The organism is Rivularia sp. PCC 7116 (assembly GCF_000316665.1).
In the GTDB taxonomy this organism is placed as follows: domain Bacteria; phylum Cyanobacteriota; class Cyanobacteriia; order Cyanobacteriales; family Nostocaceae; genus Rivularia.
Genome location: NC_019678.1, coordinates 6,953,251 through 6,972,264 on the forward strand (window position 1 = coordinate 6,953,251; position 19,014 = coordinate 6,972,264).

The 19,014-nt window shown below is 38.2% G+C and carries 12 protein-coding genes; 5 read left to right on the plus strand and 7 right to left on the minus strand.

The window, feature by feature from the left end; genetic code table 11:
- Nucleotides 1-401: 401 nt before the first annotated feature.
- The 6 genes from RIV7116_RS26750 to kdpA form a co-directional block, all read right to left on the minus strand.
- Nucleotides 402-1,985 carry a serine/threonine-protein kinase gene (locus tag RIV7116_RS26750; RefSeq protein WP_015121455.1) on the minus strand — a complete coding sequence of 528 codons (1,584 nt, stop codon included), beginning with the start codon at nucleotides 1,983-1,985 and terminating at the stop codon, nucleotides 402-404.
- Nucleotides 1,986-2,371: 386 nt separating this feature from the next.
- A complete protein-coding gene (locus tag RIV7116_RS26755; protein WP_015121457.1) occupies nucleotides 2,372-2,818 on the minus strand; it encodes a hypothetical protein in 447 nt (148 codons plus the stop codon).
- Between the two features lie 110 nt (nucleotides 2,819-2,928).
- Nucleotides 2,929-4,077: an anhydro-N-acetylmuramic acid kinase gene (locus RIV7116_RS26760; protein WP_015121458.1), complete on the minus strand. Its 1,149-nt coding sequence runs from the start codon at nucleotides 4,075-4,077 to the stop codon at nucleotides 2,929-2,931.
- Nucleotides 4,078-4,299: 222 nt separating this feature from the next.
- Complete coding sequence (gene kdpC / locus RIV7116_RS26765; RefSeq protein WP_015121459.1) at nucleotides 4,300-4,902, minus strand: K(+)-transporting ATPase subunit C; 603 nt, start codon at nucleotides 4,900-4,902, stop codon at nucleotides 4,300-4,302.
- Between the two features lie 241 nt (nucleotides 4,903-5,143).
- A complete protein-coding gene (gene kdpB, locus RIV7116_RS26770) occupies nucleotides 5,144-7,249 on the minus strand; it encodes a potassium-transporting ATPase subunit KdpB (protein WP_044291213.1) in 2,106 nt (701 codons plus the stop codon).
- Nucleotides 7,250-7,403: 154 nt separating this feature from the next.
- Entirely contained in the window at nucleotides 7,404-9,086 is a 1,683-nt protein-coding gene (kdpA, locus tag RIV7116_RS26775; RefSeq protein WP_015121461.1) for a potassium-transporting ATPase subunit KdpA, read from the minus strand.
- A 587-nt stretch (nucleotides 9,087-9,673) separates the two neighbouring features.
- Between kdpA and RIV7116_RS26780 the strand changes: the two genes are divergently transcribed.
- From RIV7116_RS26780 to RIV7116_RS26800, 5 genes are all read left to right on the plus strand, one after another.
- A complete protein-coding gene (locus RIV7116_RS26780) occupies nucleotides 9,674-10,810 on the plus strand; it encodes a PAS domain S-box protein (RefSeq protein ID WP_015121462.1) in 1,137 nt (378 codons plus the stop codon).
- 392 nt (nucleotides 10,811-11,202) lie between these two features.
- Nucleotides 11,203-12,069, plus strand: a complete 867-nt coding sequence (locus tag RIV7116_RS26785; RefSeq protein ID WP_015121463.1) for a response regulator — start codon at nucleotides 11,203-11,205, stop codon at nucleotides 12,067-12,069.
- 80 nt (nucleotides 12,070-12,149) lie between these two features.
- On the plus strand, nucleotides 12,150-12,431 hold the full coding sequence (locus tag RIV7116_RS26790; RefSeq protein WP_371261590.1) for a circadian clock KaiB family protein: 282 nt from the start codon (nucleotides 12,150-12,152) through the stop codon (nucleotides 12,429-12,431).
- 44 nt (nucleotides 12,432-12,475) lie between these two features.
- Nucleotides 12,476-13,996 carry a circadian clock protein KaiC gene (kaiC, locus tag RIV7116_RS26795; RefSeq protein WP_015121465.1) on the plus strand — a complete coding sequence of 507 codons (1,521 nt, stop codon included), beginning with the start codon at nucleotides 12,476-12,478 and terminating at the stop codon, nucleotides 13,994-13,996.
- Between the two features lie 237 nt (nucleotides 13,997-14,233).
- Nucleotides 14,234-16,231: a response regulator gene (locus tag RIV7116_RS26800; protein WP_015121466.1), complete on the plus strand. Its 1,998-nt coding sequence runs from the start codon at nucleotides 14,234-14,236 to the stop codon at nucleotides 16,229-16,231.
- A gap of 126 nt (nucleotides 16,232-16,357) precedes the next feature.
- Here the strand turns inward: RIV7116_RS26800 and priA are convergent, their stop codons facing one another.
- The gene (gene priA / locus RIV7116_RS26805; protein WP_015121467.1) at nucleotides 16,358-18,928 is read right to left on the minus strand and encodes a primosomal protein N'; all 2,571 of its coding nucleotides are present in this window, start codon (nucleotides 18,926-18,928) and stop codon (nucleotides 16,358-16,360) included.
- Nucleotides 18,929-19,014 lie beyond the last annotated feature (86 nt).

Sequence of the window (19,014 nt, forward strand, 5' to 3'; positions counted from 1 at the left end):
AGTGGACGACCTCCTTCTCTTGCTAGGTTCCCACTAAAACGGAAAAAAGCTGGGGATGCCGGGGCGTCAACTATAAATTTATCTTGGGTCAAACCATATTTTATGGTTTAAATATAGCTTGATTTTAAATATGCTAATCATTACCTATACGTATAGGTATGGAAACTTGCAATTATAAGTTATAGTCTAGACTAACTTCAAAATTCTTATTTGGGATAATCTACATAAAAATTATTCCACAAAAATAAGTTTTAGCCTAACATTCGACTAGTGCAAGTCTCTAAATTAGAAATTATCTATTATTTTTATAACTGTATTTTAAGTCTTTACACGCATTTTCTTAAGAAAAATTAATATATATTGAGTAAATACCGCAGTATTTATAAAAGTAAGGGAGTTATTCACGCAGAAAGGTCAAACGGGGAATCGGTATTCATTCCCTGCAATTTGGCTAAAATTTGCGGTTTAATCTTGTGGTATTCAGCTTTGAGTAAATTTTTGCTGAATTGGGCTTTAGCCGAAGATGGTAGTGTATGACTCATATTGACCCAATCAAGAAGTCGCTGGCGTTGGGCGGGTGCAATACTCGAAATTAGGATATGACTGCACTTCGAGGGAGTTTCTCGTCCAAAAAAGACTAAACGGTAATAACCAGTTTTGCCCAATAAAGTCGCGATGTCTTTACCTGTATTAGTTTTTAAGTCCAGGTAATGAGGCAGCCACTTCGCGCCGAATCTACGATGGTAAATAACCGTAATCCACAGCAACATGGGGTGGGGTGCAGTGATAAATAAAAATTGATTATAGCGGGTGGAGACTAAGCGCTTTTGAATTTCGACCTGCGGCAACATAATCCATAAAGCAGGTGTAAAACAACCTTTTACCTGAATATTTTGGGGAAAAACAATATCAGCAATAGGTTTATCTTTAGGCCAAACTGCTTGCTTTAAAATTTCTTCGTTACAAGCTGATGTATTGACATCAATCTTAGTGTTTTGATTAAAATCAGCTTTAATAGTAGGAGCTTGAGCAGCGGCTTCTGCATTGAGACTAATGTCAGCATCAGCATCGATATTAGCTCTGGCTTGTGAGTTTTGGTAAATTTGCTCTATGGATGCTAACTCTTTAAGAATTTCATTAATACTTTGAGGGCGCTTGTTAGCTTCTTTTGCCAAACATTTCATTACCAAGTTTTCTACCTCTATAGGTAGTTGTAGCCGTGGGTTCGCTTCAGAAAAAAGCCGAGGTTCTTTGTAATGATGTACTTTATACCATCCTCCAAAAGAAGGGTTTTCTGGAATTAACGGCATCTTACCAGTCAACATCTCGAACATCATAACTCCCAAACTGTAAATGTCCGAGCGGTTATCAAGCTCTTTACCTTCCATCTGTTCGGGAGAAGAATAAGCTAAAGTACCCAAATAATAATTGGTTTGCTGAGTATCTGAAAGTAGTAACTTTGCAATACCGAAATCAAGAACTTTAACCAATTCCCCGAAACTCGCATCTTGAATTGCGAGCATATTGCTTGGCTTTATATCGCGATGGATGATTGGGCAAATTTTACCATCAACAGAAATTCCATCATGAGCACATTGCAAACCCAGACATATTTGGCGTGCCAGATTCAAGAATCTTAGTAAAGATAGTTGTTCGTCGCGAATAATATGGCTAAGACTTTTACCATGCAAATACTCCATCACATAAAACGGAGTAGACTTTTCGTCTACGCCATAGTCCATAACTCGGACAATATGGATGCTTTTTTGACCTAACAAAGCACAAGTTTTGGCTTCTCGCTCAAAACGCTCCCTTAATCGCATTTTTTTGTTTTGTACTGAGAGAGCCAAGAACTTAACCGCTACAGGCACGCCTCCTAACAGAACATCTTTAGCGCGATAAACTCGACCCATAGCTCCAGTACCAATTATTTCCTGAAGCCGGTAGCGTTTGCCGAGTAAGCGACCAACGTTGGGGTCTGACATAGAAACTCCAATCTGCAACAATAATATAAAACACCAGTCCAAAACACTGGTTTTGAATGTAAATTTAAAAATTAAAAATTGACTGACAATAAAAGATGGTAGATATATCCGGTAGATTTTTACAATTGTTAACTTTATCCCAATTTTATAATGCCCACGATTGACTCAAAAACTTTACTTACCGGGGAAAAAAAATATGTTTATGAGTTAGAAACAGCCTGTCAAGGGTATTTAACAGTCAAAGCTTAAAAGTTAAAAACACCCTAGCTGAGAATAAAACGAACAGTCCTCTATTTAGAAAACTGGTTTTTTCAGGAGTTTCGGCTCTAATTTATTGAAAGTAAAAAATCACATATTTAATACTAACAACTGGTAACTGGTAACTATTAACTGACTTGTCGTTCTACATTTGCTTCCATTGTGCTAGTTAGAAAATGACCTTCCATGATGCCGCTGGTGAGATGATAAGTATTATTTGAAACGCGATGCAAAGTTTCAAAACCACTGCGACGTTGGCGATCGCCCAATACCCAGTAACGCTGAACAATTGTTTCCGGGCCAATCCAGCCTTCTCCCTCTACTTGCCCTAATATATTGTGCTGTAATAAAAAAGTATACTGACGTTCTCCATCATCTAAGCGTCCTTTATACTGCAAAGCAATTTCGGGATGTTCGGATGAGGGAAAAATTAGTTTAGTTACCATAGTGAACCAGTTATCTCGATTCCAGGCAACCAAGGTCATTCCTTTTACGCCAATTGGCATACCATTACGTTCTAACCAATTCCCTTGTAATGTCCAGCGTCCTGGTTCGAGTAAAAAACTGTGAGCCACCTGTGGATAATTCCCTATATTTTTGCAGTATCGCGAAGCTAGTTCAGTATAGCCTACGGAAAATTATCAGCTAGTCGCGAGCAGTAACCACTTGTCAAATATTAATTATTTTATACAGTGTAAACGTTTCCTAGAAGCACTTCCTTGTTAGCTCCAGTAGCTGCTGGTAGGTTGCCTGGGTAATCGAAATTTCTCCAATAGGCTAACACTGCGAAGGCTATTGCTTCTTTAAAATCCGCGCTTAAACCAGCTTCATCTGTAGTTGAAACAGGTACCGACACTAATAATTGTTGTAAGCGCTGTTTTAGATAAAGATTGCGACTACCACCACCACATAAAAGTACTCTTTGTGGCATTTGTGGTAGAAAGTGACGGTAGCTAGCGGCAATAGAGGCAGCTGTTAACTCTGTAAGAGTTGCTAAAAAATCTGCTGGACTTAATTGAAAGCTTTGGGCATCTTTAATAGATTGATGCAAATAGTCAACCCCAAATAATTCTCTACCGGTAGATTTAGGTGGTGGCATGTGGAAGTACTCTTGATTTAGCCATTGTGCGACTAAATCGGAGCAGACGGTACCGGTTGCTGCCCATTTGCCATCTTCGTCGTAGCTTTTTGCTCCATCAGTTAAATGTTCCACTGCTAAATCTAACAAGCTATTTCCCGGTCCGGTATCCCAACCGCGAATCTTGTCAAGCCAATCGCCTCCACGGACGGGAATATAAGTCACGTTTCCAATTCCGCCAATATTTTGAATACAGCGAGCCTCCGAAGAATGACTTAATAAAGCTGCATCTACACGAGGTACTAATGGAGCACCTTGCCCTCCTACAGTGATATCGGCAGCGCGAAAATTATTTATGGTAGTTATGCCTGTTAAATGATTAATTAATGTACCGCGACCAATTTGTAAGCTGTAACCAAGTTTTCCTTGACCAAATTTCCCCGTTTGCGGTCGATGATAAACTGTTTGACCGTGAGAACCTATTAAAGTTGCTGCTTTGTGACCCTTTTGAATATTGATTGCTGCTTCGGCAAAAGCAACGGCTATAGCATCGTCTAATTCTGCGAGTTCTAACATTGAAATCGCTTTACCAGCACAACAGGCTAAAATACGTTCTCTTATTTGCGCTGGGTAAGGATATGTTTCCCCTGCGAGCAATTCTAATTTGATATTTAAACCCGTACCAGCAATATCAACTAAAGCAGCATCAATACCGTCTACTGACGTACCACTCATTAAACCGATTACGCGAGTCATAAAATTTTAGATTTTAGTTAATAGATTTTGGTTGTTTATTTAAGTAAGTGAACAAAAATATTTACCGTCATTGTTCGCTGCACGAAGCATTCAGCTCAGCTGCGGATCATCCCAGCCCTTGCGATGAGCCGCACATAAAGGTGAACGCGCTCATGCTTCGTTTCACTTCGTTTAACTCGCAATGACAATGTGTAATTAATTATGTTTAACTACTTATAGTGCTTAATTTTGTCTGCGACTTATTTCTTTAAGATCGAGAGCGTAGTTTAATTTCAGGACGTTGACTCCAGGTTCGCCAAATATATTCAAAAATCTGCCTTGAGTATTTTCGATAATGATGGGATAAATTTCGTCAGGTCTTAAATTACGAGCATTCGCAACTCTATCTAACTGCTGCATAGCCGATTTAAAGGTAATATGGGGGTCTAAGCCGGAACCGGAAGTATAAATTAAATCGGCACGTGGTTCTATGCTTTCTTCTTGAAGTTCGTTGGTTGTTTCTAATATTCGGTTAAGTAATTTTGGATTGCTAGGAGCAAGATTGCTTGAACCCGATATTCCTGTAGGTTTAGCTTTTTCTCCTTGGCTGTATAACACGCTACTCAATCTACCATGAAAATAGTCTTCAGAAGTAAATGTTTGACCGATTAAAGCAGAACCAATTGGTTCGTTGTATAGGTCAACTCTTATACTGCCTTTGGCTTGATATTGAAACAGGGGAATTTGAGCAATTAAAAGTATAAATAATGGATAAATAATCGCAGTAATCAACCATAATATCAAGCTAACGCGAACCGCTCTAGCAATCGATCTAAGTTTCAACATGGTACGATTTCAAATTTTAGATTTTTAATTAAAGCAGTTGGGAGCAAGTAGTGATATCAAATCAGTTGACATCGGAATTATATTTTTTTTAACGCAAAGGAGCGGAAATTTAAGCGCAGAGGAACACGGAGTTTTGTCTGAGTTATGTTTTATATAATTCCAATGTAAGCGGAAAAGATATGAGTGATTAGTTATGAGTTAATAATGTAAATTGTGCTTGTTTCCCATCTCCTAATTTCTATTAGGCTAAAACTGTTAGAGAAATTATTAGGTCTATTAATTTAATGGTAATAAATGGAATAATTAATCCTGCCGAACCATAAATCAAAAAATTACGCTGTAGAAGTTGATTGGGTGTCATTACTTGAAATGGTACACCCCTAAGCGCTAAAGGAATTAATGCCGGAATAATTAATGCGTTGTAAATCAGTACTGACAGCACGGCAGAATTAATGCTTGTCAAGTTCATGACGTTTAGTTTGTTGATACTGCTCGAAGCAAATACTAATGGAATAATTGCAAAATACTTAGCTATATTGTTTGCGACTGAAAAGGTTATTAAAGCACCACGAGTCATCAGTACTTGTTTGCCGATGCCAATAATATCGATTAGTTTCGTGGGATCGGAGTCCAAGTCGATGATATTTGCTGCTTCTTTTGCTGCTTGGGTTCCGTTGTTCATGGCAACCGCAACATTTGCTTGGGCTAAAGCTGCTGCATCATTTGTACCATCCCCTGTCATTGCGACCAGTTTACCTTCTGCTTGTTCTCGTTGAACCACAGCAATTTTATTTTCGGGGGTTGCTTCAGCGATAAATTCTTTAACCCCAGCTTCTTTAGCAATTACAGAAGTAGTGATGTGATTGTCACCAGTAATCATGATGGTACGCACCCCGAGTCTTCGTAATTGTCCGAAACGCTCGCGTATACCTGGTTTTAGGTTATCTTTCAAATAAATAATGCCGTAAATTTCCTCATTCATACATACAGCTAACGGTGTACCTCCTTGTTTAGATACCATTTCGTAAGCTGAATTTAGTTCTGATGAAACTTCCCCACCTTGCAATTGCACAAAGTTTTTGATTGCATCTACAGCACCTTTACGAACCATCGAACCATTAGGTAAATCGGTACCGCCTATTCTGCTTCTGGCGCTGAATTTTATAGATAAAGCTGCTTCATAATCGAAATCAATTCTTGCTCCTAGTTTTTGCGCTAAACGGACTATTGATTTTCCTTCTGAAGTATCATCATATATACTTGCTGCTAGAGCTACATAAGCAATTTCACCCATTGTGTGACCGTTAATTGGAATAAAACCATCTGCTAAACGGTTTCCTCTGGTTACAGTTCCTGTTTTATCGAGAATTAAAGTGTTGACATCTCCACAGGCTTCTATGGCTCTAGCGGAGGTGGCAATTAAGTTTAATTGAGCAACCCGATCCATACCTCCAATAGTGGTAGCACTGAGCAAGCTGCCAACAGTTGTGGGAATTAATGCCACAAAAATTGCCACCAAAATAGTGACGCTAATAGGAGTTTTAACGTAATACGCCAGTGCCGGAAAAGTGGCGATCGTTGATAAAAAGATTAAGCTAATTAAAGCTAGTAAAACTGTCAGAGTCGCTTCATTTGGTGTTTTTTTGCGTTCTCTCCTCTCAATAATATGAATCATCCGGTTGATAAACCCTTTATCTGGATCGACTGTAATTCTGACTATCAATTCATCAGAAATAATACGGCTACCACCGGTAACATAACTAGCAACATCGGAACCAGCTTCTTTAAGTACTGGCGCTGTTTCTCCAGTGATAGCACCTTCGTCAACGCTGGCAGCACCCATAATTACTTCGCCGTCGGTAGGAATAATATCACCAGCTACAACATATACTGTGTCGCCACGTTGCAAATTTGTAGCGGGAACTTCGGCAATGGTACCGTCGGCAAAGAGTTGTTTGGCATTAATATCGGATTTAATCGAACGCAACACATCAGCCTGTGCTTTACCACGACTTTGAGCAAAAGCTTCGGCAAAATTAGCCAGCAGTAGTGTTAAGAATAAAACTGCTGTAACTGTGCCGTTAAAAATTTGGGTATTGGCAGTTGCTTTTGAGCCAAATAATGTGGGAAAAATTGTCGTAATTAAGGTGATAATCGTGCTTACCCAAACTACTACTAAGACTGGATTTCTAATAGTATATTTAGGATTTAATTTAATAAAAGAGTCTTTTATGGCTCTACGATAAAGACCTTTTTTATTTGCCTTTACTTTTTTACGTAAAGAACGAAGTTCTTTAGGATTAGAAGTGGCAAGTGTAGATTTGGAAGTAGTCGCGACTGGATTCATAGGCATTGGCAGGAGAATGGGGGAGATGAGGAGAATTAGGGAGAAATATTAATTTTAAATTGGTAATTGGTAATTGGTAATTGGGCATTGGGCATTGGGCATTGGGCATTGGTAACTCGCTACTCATAACTGCTCACTGCTCACTGGTAACTGTTCACTGTGCTGCGAGTCTCAAACCTTCGGCTAAGGGACCATTGACTAAAATAGGGAAGAAAATTAGAAAGCTTAAAATAAAAATTACTCCGGCACTGAGACTGGTAAATAAAAGTGTGTCGGTTTTTAGGGTAGCAGGAATCTCAGGTACTGGTTTTGTATGTACCATAATGTCTGCTAAAAGTAAGACGGCGAATAGAAAAACGTATCGTCCCACTAACATACTGGCTGAAGTACTTAAATTCCACCAAAATGTTCCGTCTATCAAGCCTTCAAATCCGGAACCATTATTAGCGCTGGCTGATATATATTCGTATACAACTTGGGATACACCGTGAAAGCCGGGATTGCTGATTCCCGACAAGGATATGGGATAAGCTAAAGCTATAGCGCTGGGAATCAATACAGCAATGGGATGAATTAAAATTACTAAACTTGCTAAAACTATTGAAGTTCTTGTGATTTTACGTCCGAAAAATTCCGGAGTCCTACCTATCATTAATCCTGCCCAAAATGCGGTTAAATATTGATAAATTAATAAGTAAATAATTCCGGTTCCGATTCCACCCCAAATTACGTGCAAAAACATACTTAATAAGGTAGAAAAACCTGCAGCAGGCATTAATGAATCGTGCATTCCGTTAACTGCACCATTCATAGTTGCGGTAGTTACAACCGCCCACAATGCCGTTTGTGCCCACCCAAATCGAACCTCTTTTCCTTCTAAATTGGGTTGGTCAAATCCTAAATTAGAATTTACTAAAGGATTGCCTTGAAATTCTCCAACTGCGGTTATCCAAAGTAAAGCTAGGAAGATGAGAAATATCATCCAAAACAGCCGCCATGCTTGTTTAATATTGTGAGAAAATTCGCCATAAACAAAAATCATCGCTGCTGGAATAGATATCATTGCGATAATTTCGACTAAGTTGGTAAAACTATTAGGATTTTCAAAGGGATGAGCGGAATTTGCACCAAAAAAACCGCCGCCATTTGTACCTAATAGTTTGATAATTTCAAAAGATGCTACAGGACCAGTGGCAATATACTGAGTCCTTCCCTCCAAGGTTTCTACTGCTACAGATGCTGCTAAGGTTTGCGGTACTCCCTGAGCCAGCAACAGGATGGCTCCCACAATAGAAATTGGCAGCAATATGCGGGTTATTGCTTTAATTAGATCCGCATAATAATTTCCTAAAGGTTTGCCCGTCAAGCCACGAATAAAAGCGATACCAATTGCTAAACCCGTGCCTGCTGAAACAAACATCAAAAAGGTTAAACCAGCCATGGTGCTGAAATGGCTGAGGGTTTTTTCTCCTAAGTAATGTTGCTGCCCCGTATTGGTTAAAAATGAAATTGTCGTGTGTAGTGTTAAGTCCCAACGAGGCGCACCCAGATTACTCGGATTCCACGGCAAAAACTTTTGAAAACTAATGAATAAATACACTAAAAGACCGATAAACAAGTTGCTTTGCAAAACGCAATAGGCATACTCTTTACCTCTCATATTTTCTTGAGGATTTACGTCTGCTAGCTTGTAAATCAGTAGTTCTAATGGATTCATTACTCTATCAAGTAATGTTGTTCTACCCATAAAGACCTTGGCTATGTATTTGCCAAAAGTTGGCGTAACTATTAGCACTAAAAGTAGGGTTAAACCTATCTGCAAAAAACCTTGTCCCATCTATTTTCTGCCCGTGTACAGTTTTTTAAGGATTACTACTATCGCATCTCGTAATCGGGGTTGCGGCTAATTTTTTGTAATATAATTTACCATTGTTAGGTAAAAATTTTATTAGAGTAAATTATGTATTTTTTTTAGCCCGGTAGTAAATTTACTTATGGCTATCTAATATTGACATATTCCTAATATTGTGTGTTTACGATTCTATTTACCTATTATTGATTAACAATAGTTTATTAGCACCATAAACGGCATCCTATATTCTCCTTTAAATAAAATTAAGATTTGCTTGTGTTTCCTGTTTTTCGGAATAGAAACTCAATATTTAGTAACTTTCACCGATATAACAGATATTAAGGGAGACTAGTGTATAATAAAAGACTATTGACTTAATTATTTTAAAATAAAAATAAATCTTTTGGCTTGGCATAGCTTTGATTTTATTTGTTGCAAAAATCATTAATATACAAATTCGGGTTTTATCAACACGAACCTGGTATGTCAAAATAGAGTATATAGACTAAATAATTAAATTGCCGTAGTGTCGGAATATTTAAAACATAAAAATATCAACGCTGTTTACCAAGATGATAGCGCGCAGAAGATATGAAGTTGAGGAACCATTGCTTAATAGCGCAGAATTATTTCGTTTAGCTTTTAATGATGCTGCAATTGGTATGGCACTTGTAGCTCCTGATGGACAATGGTTGAAAGTTAATCGTGCTTTGTGCGAAATTGTTGGCTATTCTGAAATAGATTTACTCAAAAAGACGTTTCAGGAAATTACCCACCCGGAAGATTTAGAAGTAGATTTGAGCTACTTACATCAAGTGCTTGCAGGTGAAATTCGCACTTATCAAATGGAAAAGCGGTACTTTCATTCTAGCGGGCATATTGTGTGGATTTTACTGAATGTTTCTTTAGTACGCGATCGCGAAGCACAACCGCTCTACTTTATTGCTCAAATTCAAGATATTACTCCCCGCAAACAAGCTGAAGCCAGATTAAAAAGTTTACTTGCAGAATTAGAACGTAGCAATAGCGATTTAGAAGAATTTGCTAGTGTTGTGTCTCACGATTTAATCTCACCACTGCACAGAATTCAAATTCTTTCAGAATATCTTCAGGAAGATTACAATCAGGTTTTGGGCGAACAAGGAAATGACTATGTCCAACGCATTGTGGGAATTAGAAATAGAATGCAAACTTTGGTTGAGGGTTTGCTTCAGTTTTCCTTAGTTACGATTCAAGGGCAACCTTTTACAGAGGTGGATTTAGGTAAAGTTGTACGAGGGGTAATATCAGATTTACAAGCTGATTACTTGGCAGATGTTGTTTTAGAAGTAGGCGATTTACCTACTCTTTTGGCTGACTCTGCTCAGATGTATCAGTTATTTCAAAACCTTGTCAGCAATTCTTTAAAATATCGCCAGCCAGAAATCGGATTATTTATTAAAATTTATCAAACTCGCAGAAGCCAAAATCACGAATTAAACGGGCAGTACGAAATAGTTGTGGCAGATAACGGCATTGGTTTTGATGAAGTATACCTAGAACAAATATTTGAACCTTGTCAGCGATTACATAACTCTAGCGAATATGAAGGTACGGGTTTGGGTTTAGCAATTTGCCGCCGAATTATTGAAAGGCACGGAGGGAAAATTTCTGCTCAAAGTAAGCCCAATGAAGGTGCTAAGTTTATAATCACTTTACCATTTGTTTAAGTTCTATAACTCCTCACTATTCACTTGTGAAGTATTCCTTCTGATAGTTGTAATCAAGTATTGCAAGCAAAAAATCACCTTATAACTCATACTTAAGATGTGTTATTAGAAGTCATAAACTTTTAAAGTTAATAGAAGATTATATGGAAGTAGCTGCATTACATCCGAAAGTATATTGTAGTTATGACGCCATCCTGTAGACTTATAAAGGTATTGAAGATGTCTAATTTATCATTTTTGTTAAGCAAATAAGACAACTCCACGGCTAATATATAGCAGCATCTACTAATAATTTATGAACTGCACCCTCCGAGTAAAAACTGTTAACTAATAAGCTGCACTCTCCGGGCAAACATGTCTTAGCCGTTTACCAATCCTCAAAAACAAAGCTTATGCTCCATAACCGCTGCCAAATTCTTTTAATTGAAGATGAATTGGAAGAGATAGAATATTTTTGCAGACTACTATCTAAAGCAAAATCTCCTTCATTCAAGCAAGGTTTTGAGACAATTGTCGCTCAATCTCTAGAAAAAGGATTGCAGAAGTTAGCAGTAAATAAAATTGATGTTATTTTCTTGGACTTGATGCTTACTGATAGTCGCGGAATAAAAACGTTGTCGGCAATGCTAGAAGCCGCTCCGACTCTACCTATTATTGTTTACACCATTTTAGATGAAGCTGCTGGTGTTAAAGCGTTGGAATTAGGTGCCATCGGATATTTACACAAAACTGAAATTGATACTAATCTACTGGTTTATGCGATTCGTTCGGCTATAGAGCGTCAGCAGCATTTAAATATTTTAAAGCAGCAGCAAACAGAACAACAGCAGGCAGAATTTGAACAACTTGAAGCTTTTGGTGCGTCTGCTTCCTCAAATGCAAATCTGCCTGGTTTGGAATCTTTACGAGAAAGTCAACCAGATATTTTTGCAGAATTAGTCCACAGCTATAGCGAAGTGATGGATTTATCTTTGGAAGAAAAAGCCTACAAAGTGGAGCATAATATTTCCGATAAGCTTAGCGCTTTGGCAAGGCAATTAGGATTTATGCAAGCTACACCCAGAGACGTAATTGAAATTCATACCACTGTCATTAAAGATAAAACTAATCATTCTCGAAAATCCCAAGCCTATGCCAAAGAAGCACGTTTAATAATATTGCAGTTAATGGGTTATTTAACAGCTTATTACCGAAAATATTTTATCGGATTAAATCAAATTAATATTGATAATACTAATCGAAAATTAGATACAGATTAAATAATGTTAGTAAATTTAAAATAATCTTAAATAAAGTCAGTTTAATAATGTGTAAAAGTAGTTTAAATAATAAATATGTATTGAAATTATATGTAACAGGAGATACCTCTAGGTCGGATAGGGCAATATCGAATCTTAAAGAATTATCTGTAGAACATTTTCCTGATAATTATCACATTACTATCATTAATGTATTAAAAAATCCCGAGATTGCAGAGAAAGAAAAAATTATCGTGACACCGACTTTAATTAGAGAATATCCTTTACCGCAAGTGAGAATTATTGGAGATTTATCTGATATTCAGACAGTTCTGAACGGTCTGGGAATTAGTAGTAAAAAACATGATATATTGAGCGAGTAAATATAAAAAAATTGCTTAGATAAGCGTCTAATATAAATTTTGAAATGCCTGAAGAGAGTTTTGAAAACGTCGAAAAGTTAGAAACAGGAATTCCGGGTTTCGATTTGATATCTGAAGGCGGTTTACCTATTGGGCGTACTACTTTGGTTGTTGGTAGTGCGGGTAGCGGTAAAACTGTATTTTCTTGTCAATTTTTAATTGAAGGAATTAAGCGGGGAGAAACGGGGGTGTATGTTTCTTTTGAAGAATCCCCAAAAAATATTCGCAGGAACATGCGCGGTTTCGGCTGGGATATTGCCAAGTGGGAAAGAGAAGGTAAATGGATTTTTGTTGATGCTTCTCCCGAGCCAGGTAATAATCCTTATGTTAGTGGAGATTACGATTTAAGCCCTTTGTTGGCTCGAATTCATTATGCTAGCAGTAAAGTTAAAGCTAGCAGAATTTCGATGGATTCTTTGGGGGCACTTTTTAGCTATATACCCGATAAGTCTCAAATTCGGGATGATTTATTTATTATGGCTTCGGCATTGCGAGATGTTAACGCGACAGCAATTCTGACATCGGAGCGCAATCATGAATACGGCGATATTAGCACTCATGGAGTGGAAGAATATGTTGCTGATAACGTGATTATTTTAAGAAATGTGTTGATTGAAGAAAAGCGTCGTCGTACTTTAGAAATTCTTAAGTATCGCGGTAGTTCCCATCAGCAAGGAGAGTTTCCGTTTACTATTATTTCCGATAAAGGGTTTGTGATTATTCCTCTTTCAGCGATGGCTACAGAAGATAGGGGCTCATCTACAACTCGTATTTGCAGCGGCAGTTCGGAATTAGATCGAATGTGTGGTGGTGGCTTTTACCGAGATTCAATTATTTTAGCTAGTGGCGCTACCGGTACCGGTAAAACCTTGCTCTGCACTCAGTTTATTTCCTCTGGAATCAAAAACGGCGATCGCTGTATTTATTTTGCGTTTGAAGAAAATCGACATCAGTTAATTAGAAATGCCAGGGGGTGGGGGATGGATTTTCTCAAAGCAGAAGCAGAGGGAAAATTAAAAATTCTCTTCCGCTATCCAGAATCAACACGATTAGAGAATCATCTAATTAGAATGCAGGAAGTCGTACAAAACTTTCAACCCCAGCGAGTAGTGATTGATAGTTTGACAGCTTTAGAAAAAGTCGCAACACTTAATGGATTTCGAGAATTTATTGCTAGCTTGAATGCCACAGTTAGAGGTAAAGGAATAACTGGGGTTTATACCGCTACGGCTCCGACTTTGCTTGGTGGCAGTTCGATTACAGAATCTCATATTTCTACAACTACCGATTCGATTATCCTACTGCGATATGTGGAAGTTTATGGGGAAATAAAAAGAGGTTTAGCGGTGATTAAAATGCGAGGTTCAATGCACGATAAGCAAATTCGCGAATTTAATATTAATGATAGGGGAATGCATATTGGTAAAAGCTTCCGCAACGTCACAGGCATTTTATCAGGAAACCCGACCTACGTAGATGAAGATGAAGTAAACCGGTTAAACGAACTGTTTCAAGATGAAGAATAATATCACAAACTTTTTGTACGGTTATATAACTCAATTTATAAATAATTCTTAAGTTTAACAAACTTTAATTGATATCGTGATGATTATCTTCAAGTATAGATAAAATTAAAATGACATATAGTTTACTGGTGCCTTGCACGGTAAACATTTAATCTGACCAGTTTAAAATAGATTTTACATGCTAGAGCTAGTTAGCAGTTAACATGAAATAGATTGTTGAATCATTAAGTGACATATATGGCAGTTCCAGTAAATGTATTATTGCTATGTAATTCTGCCGAAGAAAGCGAAAAAACATTATCGCGATTATTAAGCGAAACCGAATTTAAGCTGGTAGTAAAAAAAATAGAACACGAAGCAGACTATCTAGCTCACTTAAATCCGCAAGTGCAAATAATATTAGTAGATTATCAACATTCAAAATTAGATTTTTTACAAGCTCGACAAATATTACGAGAAAAAAAAATAGATATTCCATTTGTAGTTGTAAACGGTGCCGATAATGCACTCGACGCTGTACGCTGCATTAAAGCAGGAGCAAGCGAATATTTAAGTAAAAATGACTTACAGCTACTACCCCTAGTTTTTAGAAAAGCGCTTGACATAAGTAAAATATTAAAGTGTCAAGATGTTGAGATAGACAAATGTAATGCTTATTTAAACGAATTACAGCAACGTTTATTTTATCAATCAATAGAATTAAAAAAACAGCGTCAGCAAAGACAAGTAGAAGTTGCCCGCAGGGAAAAAGTAGAAGCTGCGCTGAAAAAGAGCGAAAAGCAGTTACAGATGTTGATTGTTAAAAACCCTGATGGGATAGTGGTGGTTGACAAACAAGGAATAGTAAGATTTATTAATCCCGCAGCATTGAGGCTATTTAATCGTAAAGAAGAAGAACTTTTAGGAGAAGTATTTGGATTCCCCGTTGCCGATGAAGATAAAACCGAAGTTGATATTTCTACTGGATTAGAAAAGGAACTGATAGCGCAAATGCGGGTAGTAAAAATAGATTGGCAAGGTAAACCCGCTAATCTAATTACTTTAAGAGATATTACCGAAGCCAAGCAAGCCGAACTAGAAAGAATTAGATTACTAGCTAAAGCTGAAGCTGCAAACCGGGTGAAAGATGAATTTTTAGCGGTACTTTCTCACGAATTGCGAACTCCTCTAAATCCAATTTTGGGATGGACTCAACTTTTACGTTCTCATAGAATACCTGCTAATAGAATCGATAAGGCATTAGAAACAATTGAACGTAATGCTTCTTTGCAAGCAGAAATGATTAAAGATTTGCTGGATGTTTCGCGAATATTGCGCGGTAAATTACAGCTTAACCCTGTTAGCGTTGACTTAATAAATATTATTAAAGCTTCTATTGAAACCGTGCGTTTAGCTGCTAACGCTAAATCTCTGGAGATAATTACCAATTTTCCTGTAGAAAACGTATTTGTAGAAGGAGATGCCAATCGTTTGCAGCAAATTTTTTGGAATTTGTTTTCTAACGCAGTCAAATTTACCCCCTCGGGAGGAAAAGTAAATATAGAGTTAGGATTACATAATAACTGCGCTCAAGTAAAAGTTAGGGATACGGGTAAAGGAATCAATTCTGAGTTTTTACCTTATGTATTTGATTACTTTCGTCAGGAAAACAGTTCCAGCACTAGAAATACTGGTGGATTGGGATTGGGATTGGCGATTGTCAGACATTTAGTAGAACTTCACGGTGGTAACATTCAAGTAGAAAGTCCTGGAATTGACAAAGGTACAAAATTTACAGTCGAGATACCTTTGTCTATTGTGGGAATCCCTAAAAAAACTGAAGATAGCAGCAGTCTAGATTTAGATTTTGCCGGTATAAATATTCTTATAGTAGATGACGAGCCAGACAATTTAGATTTTTTGCAGTTTGTTCTCGAAAATCACGGAGCTTCCGTACAAGCCGCTACATCCGCACCGGAAGCCTTTAAATTATTCTTACAAAAAACACCCGACTTACTTATTAGCGATATAGCGATGCCGGAAGTCAATGGACATACGCTGATGCGTCAAATTCGAGCGCTACCTTCGCAACAAGCTTCAAAAATACCTGCTATTGCCTTAACTGCTTATGCAGGAGAAACAAATCAAAGAGAATCTTTACAATCTGGTTTTACATTACATTTATCCAAGCCAATTGAAGCTAGTAAATTAGCAAAAAAAGTTGCGGAATTGACAGTTAATATTGTGTCCGGTTAAATATGTTTCATATATCTTGGGTAATTGGTAATTGGTAATTGGTAATTTGTAATTGGTAATTGGTAATTTAATCTTCCCCCTCTTCCCCCTCTTCCCCCTCTTCCCTCTCTTCCCCCTCTTCACTTCTTACATGATATTTAAGGGATCGATGTCAATTGTTAAACTAACGGAATCCCGGCAAAGCTGACGTATTTCTTCCCAGTTTGGTAATTTTGGTAAATCTTCGGCAGTGAATTTTAATAATATTTGCCAGCGATAACGATTTGCTACTCTTAATATACTTGCTGGTGCTGGCCCTAATACATCGATTTCCGATTGTTGCTGGAGCTTTTCAGCGATTGCTGCGGCAGTGTTTTCTACTTGTACGTCATCTAAACTGCTCAAACGCAATAAAATTAATCTCCCTAATGGCGGGTAATTTAATGCTTCTCGCTGATCTAATTCGTCTGCAATAAAAGTTTGATAATCGTGTTGCCGTACAGCTTCGATTACTGGATGCTCTGTAGTGTAAGTTTGAATTATAACTCTTCCGGGGTCTTCACCTCTACCGGCACGTCCGGCAACTTGGGTTAAAGTCTGGAAAGCGCGTTCGCTGGCACGGTAATCGGATAAATGTAGCAATCCATCGGCGCTAACTACCCCTACTAAGGTGACTTGCGGTAAATCTAAACCCTTGGTGAGCATTTGGGTTCCAATCAATAAATGCGCTTCACCTTTAGCAAATCTAGTTAATAAAGTGCGATGCGCTCCTTTGTTGCGCGTGGTGTCGCTGTCGAAACGAATAAAGCGCAAATCGGGAAACTGTTTGGTTAACTCTTGCGCTACCTTTTGAGTGCCGCTACCAAAGAATTTTAGATAAGGCGAGCAACAATCCGGACAATTTTTAGGATGAGGAGTCGCATAATTGCAATAATGACAGCGTAAAACCTGTGCCGCTCCGGCTTCGGTTTGGTGATAGGATAACGACACATCACAATAAGGACATTCCATTACATAGCCGCAGCTACGACAAGATACAAAAGTGCTGTGTCCCCGGCGATGAATAAATAAAATTCCTTGCTGCCCGGTTTCAACAAGTTCTTGCAAACCTTGCTGTAAAGACTTACTAAATATTGAACGATTTCCCTGCTGTAATTCCGAGCGCATATCTACTATTTCTACTGGCGGTAAAGGGCGAGAATTGACGCGCTCTGGTAAAGAGAGATAGTAGGATTTTGGGAATTGGGCATTGGGTAATAATTCTTCCCCCTCTTCCCCTTCTCCCCCCTCTCCTCTTCTCCCCGCAGCTACCCAGCTTTCCAAAGAAGGAGTTGCCGAACCTAAAATTAGGGGGCAATTCTGTAATTCTGCTCGCCAAGCTGCAACTTTACGGGCGTGGTAGGTGGGAATGGGTGAATCTTGTTTGAATGAGGAATCGTGTTCTTCGTCTAAGACGATTAAACCGAGATTTGGCAGTGGTGCAAAAATAGCACTACGGGTGCCGATGACTACTTGGGCTTCCCCTGCTAGCATTTGTCGCCAAGTATCGTAACGTTCGCCATCGGAAAGAGCGCTATGATAAACCCTAACTTTACTGCCGAATCTAGCACGAAAGCGGTCGGTTAGTTGTGGTGTTAATCCAATTTCAGGAACTAATACTAATGCCGATCTACCTGCTGTTAATAAAGGTGCGATCGCCTGCAAATATACTTCTGTTTTACCCGATCCCGTAACTCCATGTAATAAAATTGATGCATATCCATTAATATTATTTATAGTTTCTAAAGCTATTTGTTGGGCTGATGTCAGGTTTTTTGCTAGCCCTCCTGTAAATGTTTCGTCTACATTATCTTGAGCATCAGTTCGCAATATTTCTTTTTCTTCTACGACAACATAACCTTTTTTTTCTAAGGTTTTGATAACTGAGGAACTGGTGCTGCAAGCCTGTAATAATTCAGTTTGCCACATTTCGCCACCGCGTCGGCGTAACACTTCTAAAATTTCTGTTTGACGAGCGGTCAAATCTTGTTTAAAACTATTTTTGATTAATATTACTGCTTTTTGTAATTTTGGCTTAGTTAGACGTGGCGCTTCTAAATAAGTTTCGATTAATCCCAATCTTCTTAATTCTCTGACTGCACGATAAGCACCCCGAACTTGTCGGCTTAGATAAACAAAACTATAATTTCCTTCTTGCTGAGCTTGAAGCAAGTCGAGTATTTTTCTTGCTGCCGGAGACAGCGAAAATGACAGTGAAGAAGAAGATAAATATTGGGGAGTATTTTGATGAGCAATAAGCTGAATTCGCCGTTGAGATTTTCCCAGCAAACCGGGGGGTAAAGCAACGCGAATTACTTGAATTAAAGGCGTGTAATAGTATCTGGCAATTCTATTCAATAATTCCCAGTAAAAATCGGGGAAAAAGCCAGAGCTGACAACATCTTCTACATTTTTTATCTTTTGTATTGGTATATCCTTCGGAGGCTGCGATAATTTACGAATCGCTATCCCACCAATAGTTTGCGTATTTAATGGCACGCTTAAAATATCTCCGGGTTGTACTTCTAACCCCGGAGGCAATCCGTAAGTTAATAATCCTGTCATTCTCGGACAGTCTACTAATACTTCAACCCATTGATGTTGGGGAATTGTATAGCTATATTCGACCCTTGCTGAAGCCGCGATCGCAGTTGATAGAGCAGCGTTAGTTGTATACATATTTTTTCTTTTAGCGATCAATAATTACCAATATCGGTCTTGCAAAATTTACTCGGCTTATCCAAGTATTAAGACCCGGACTATAG

Excerpts from the sequence above, each read along its gene's own strand:
- RIV7116_RS26780 (WP_015121462.1), top strand. The coding sequence starts at position 9,674 with ATGATAGCGCGCAGAAGATATGAAGTTGAGGAACCATTGCTTAATAGC.
- kdpB (WP_044291213.1), bottom strand. The coding sequence starts at position 7,249 with ATGAATCCAGTCGCGACTACTTCCAAATCTACACTTGCCACTTCTAAT.
- RIV7116_RS26800 (WP_015121466.1), top strand. The coding sequence starts at position 14,234 with ATGGCAGTTCCAGTAAATGTATTATTGCTATGTAATTCTGCCGAAGAA.
- kdpA (WP_015121461.1), bottom strand. The coding sequence starts at position 9,086 with ATGGGACAAGGTTTTTTGCAGATAGGTTTAACCCTACTTTTAGTGCTA.
- priA (WP_015121467.1), bottom strand. The coding sequence starts at position 18,928 with ATGTATACAACTAACGCTGCTCTATCAACTGCGATCGCGGCTTCAGCA.
- RIV7116_RS26785 (WP_015121463.1), top strand. The coding sequence starts at position 11,203 with ATGCTCCATAACCGCTGCCAAATTCTTTTAATTGAAGATGAATTGGAA.
- RIV7116_RS26760 (WP_015121458.1), bottom strand. The coding sequence starts at position 4,077 with ATGACTCGCGTAATCGGTTTAATGAGTGGTACGTCAGTAGACGGTATT.
- RIV7116_RS26750 (WP_015121455.1), bottom strand. The coding sequence starts at position 1,985 with ATGTCAGACCCCAACGTTGGTCGCTTACTCGGCAAACGCTACCGGCTT.
- kaiC (WP_015121465.1), top strand. The coding sequence starts at position 12,476 with ATGCCTGAAGAGAGTTTTGAAAACGTCGAAAAGTTAGAAACAGGAATT.
- kdpC (WP_015121459.1), bottom strand. The coding sequence starts at position 4,902 with ATGTTGAAACTTAGATCGATTGCTAGAGCGGTTCGCGTTAGCTTGATA.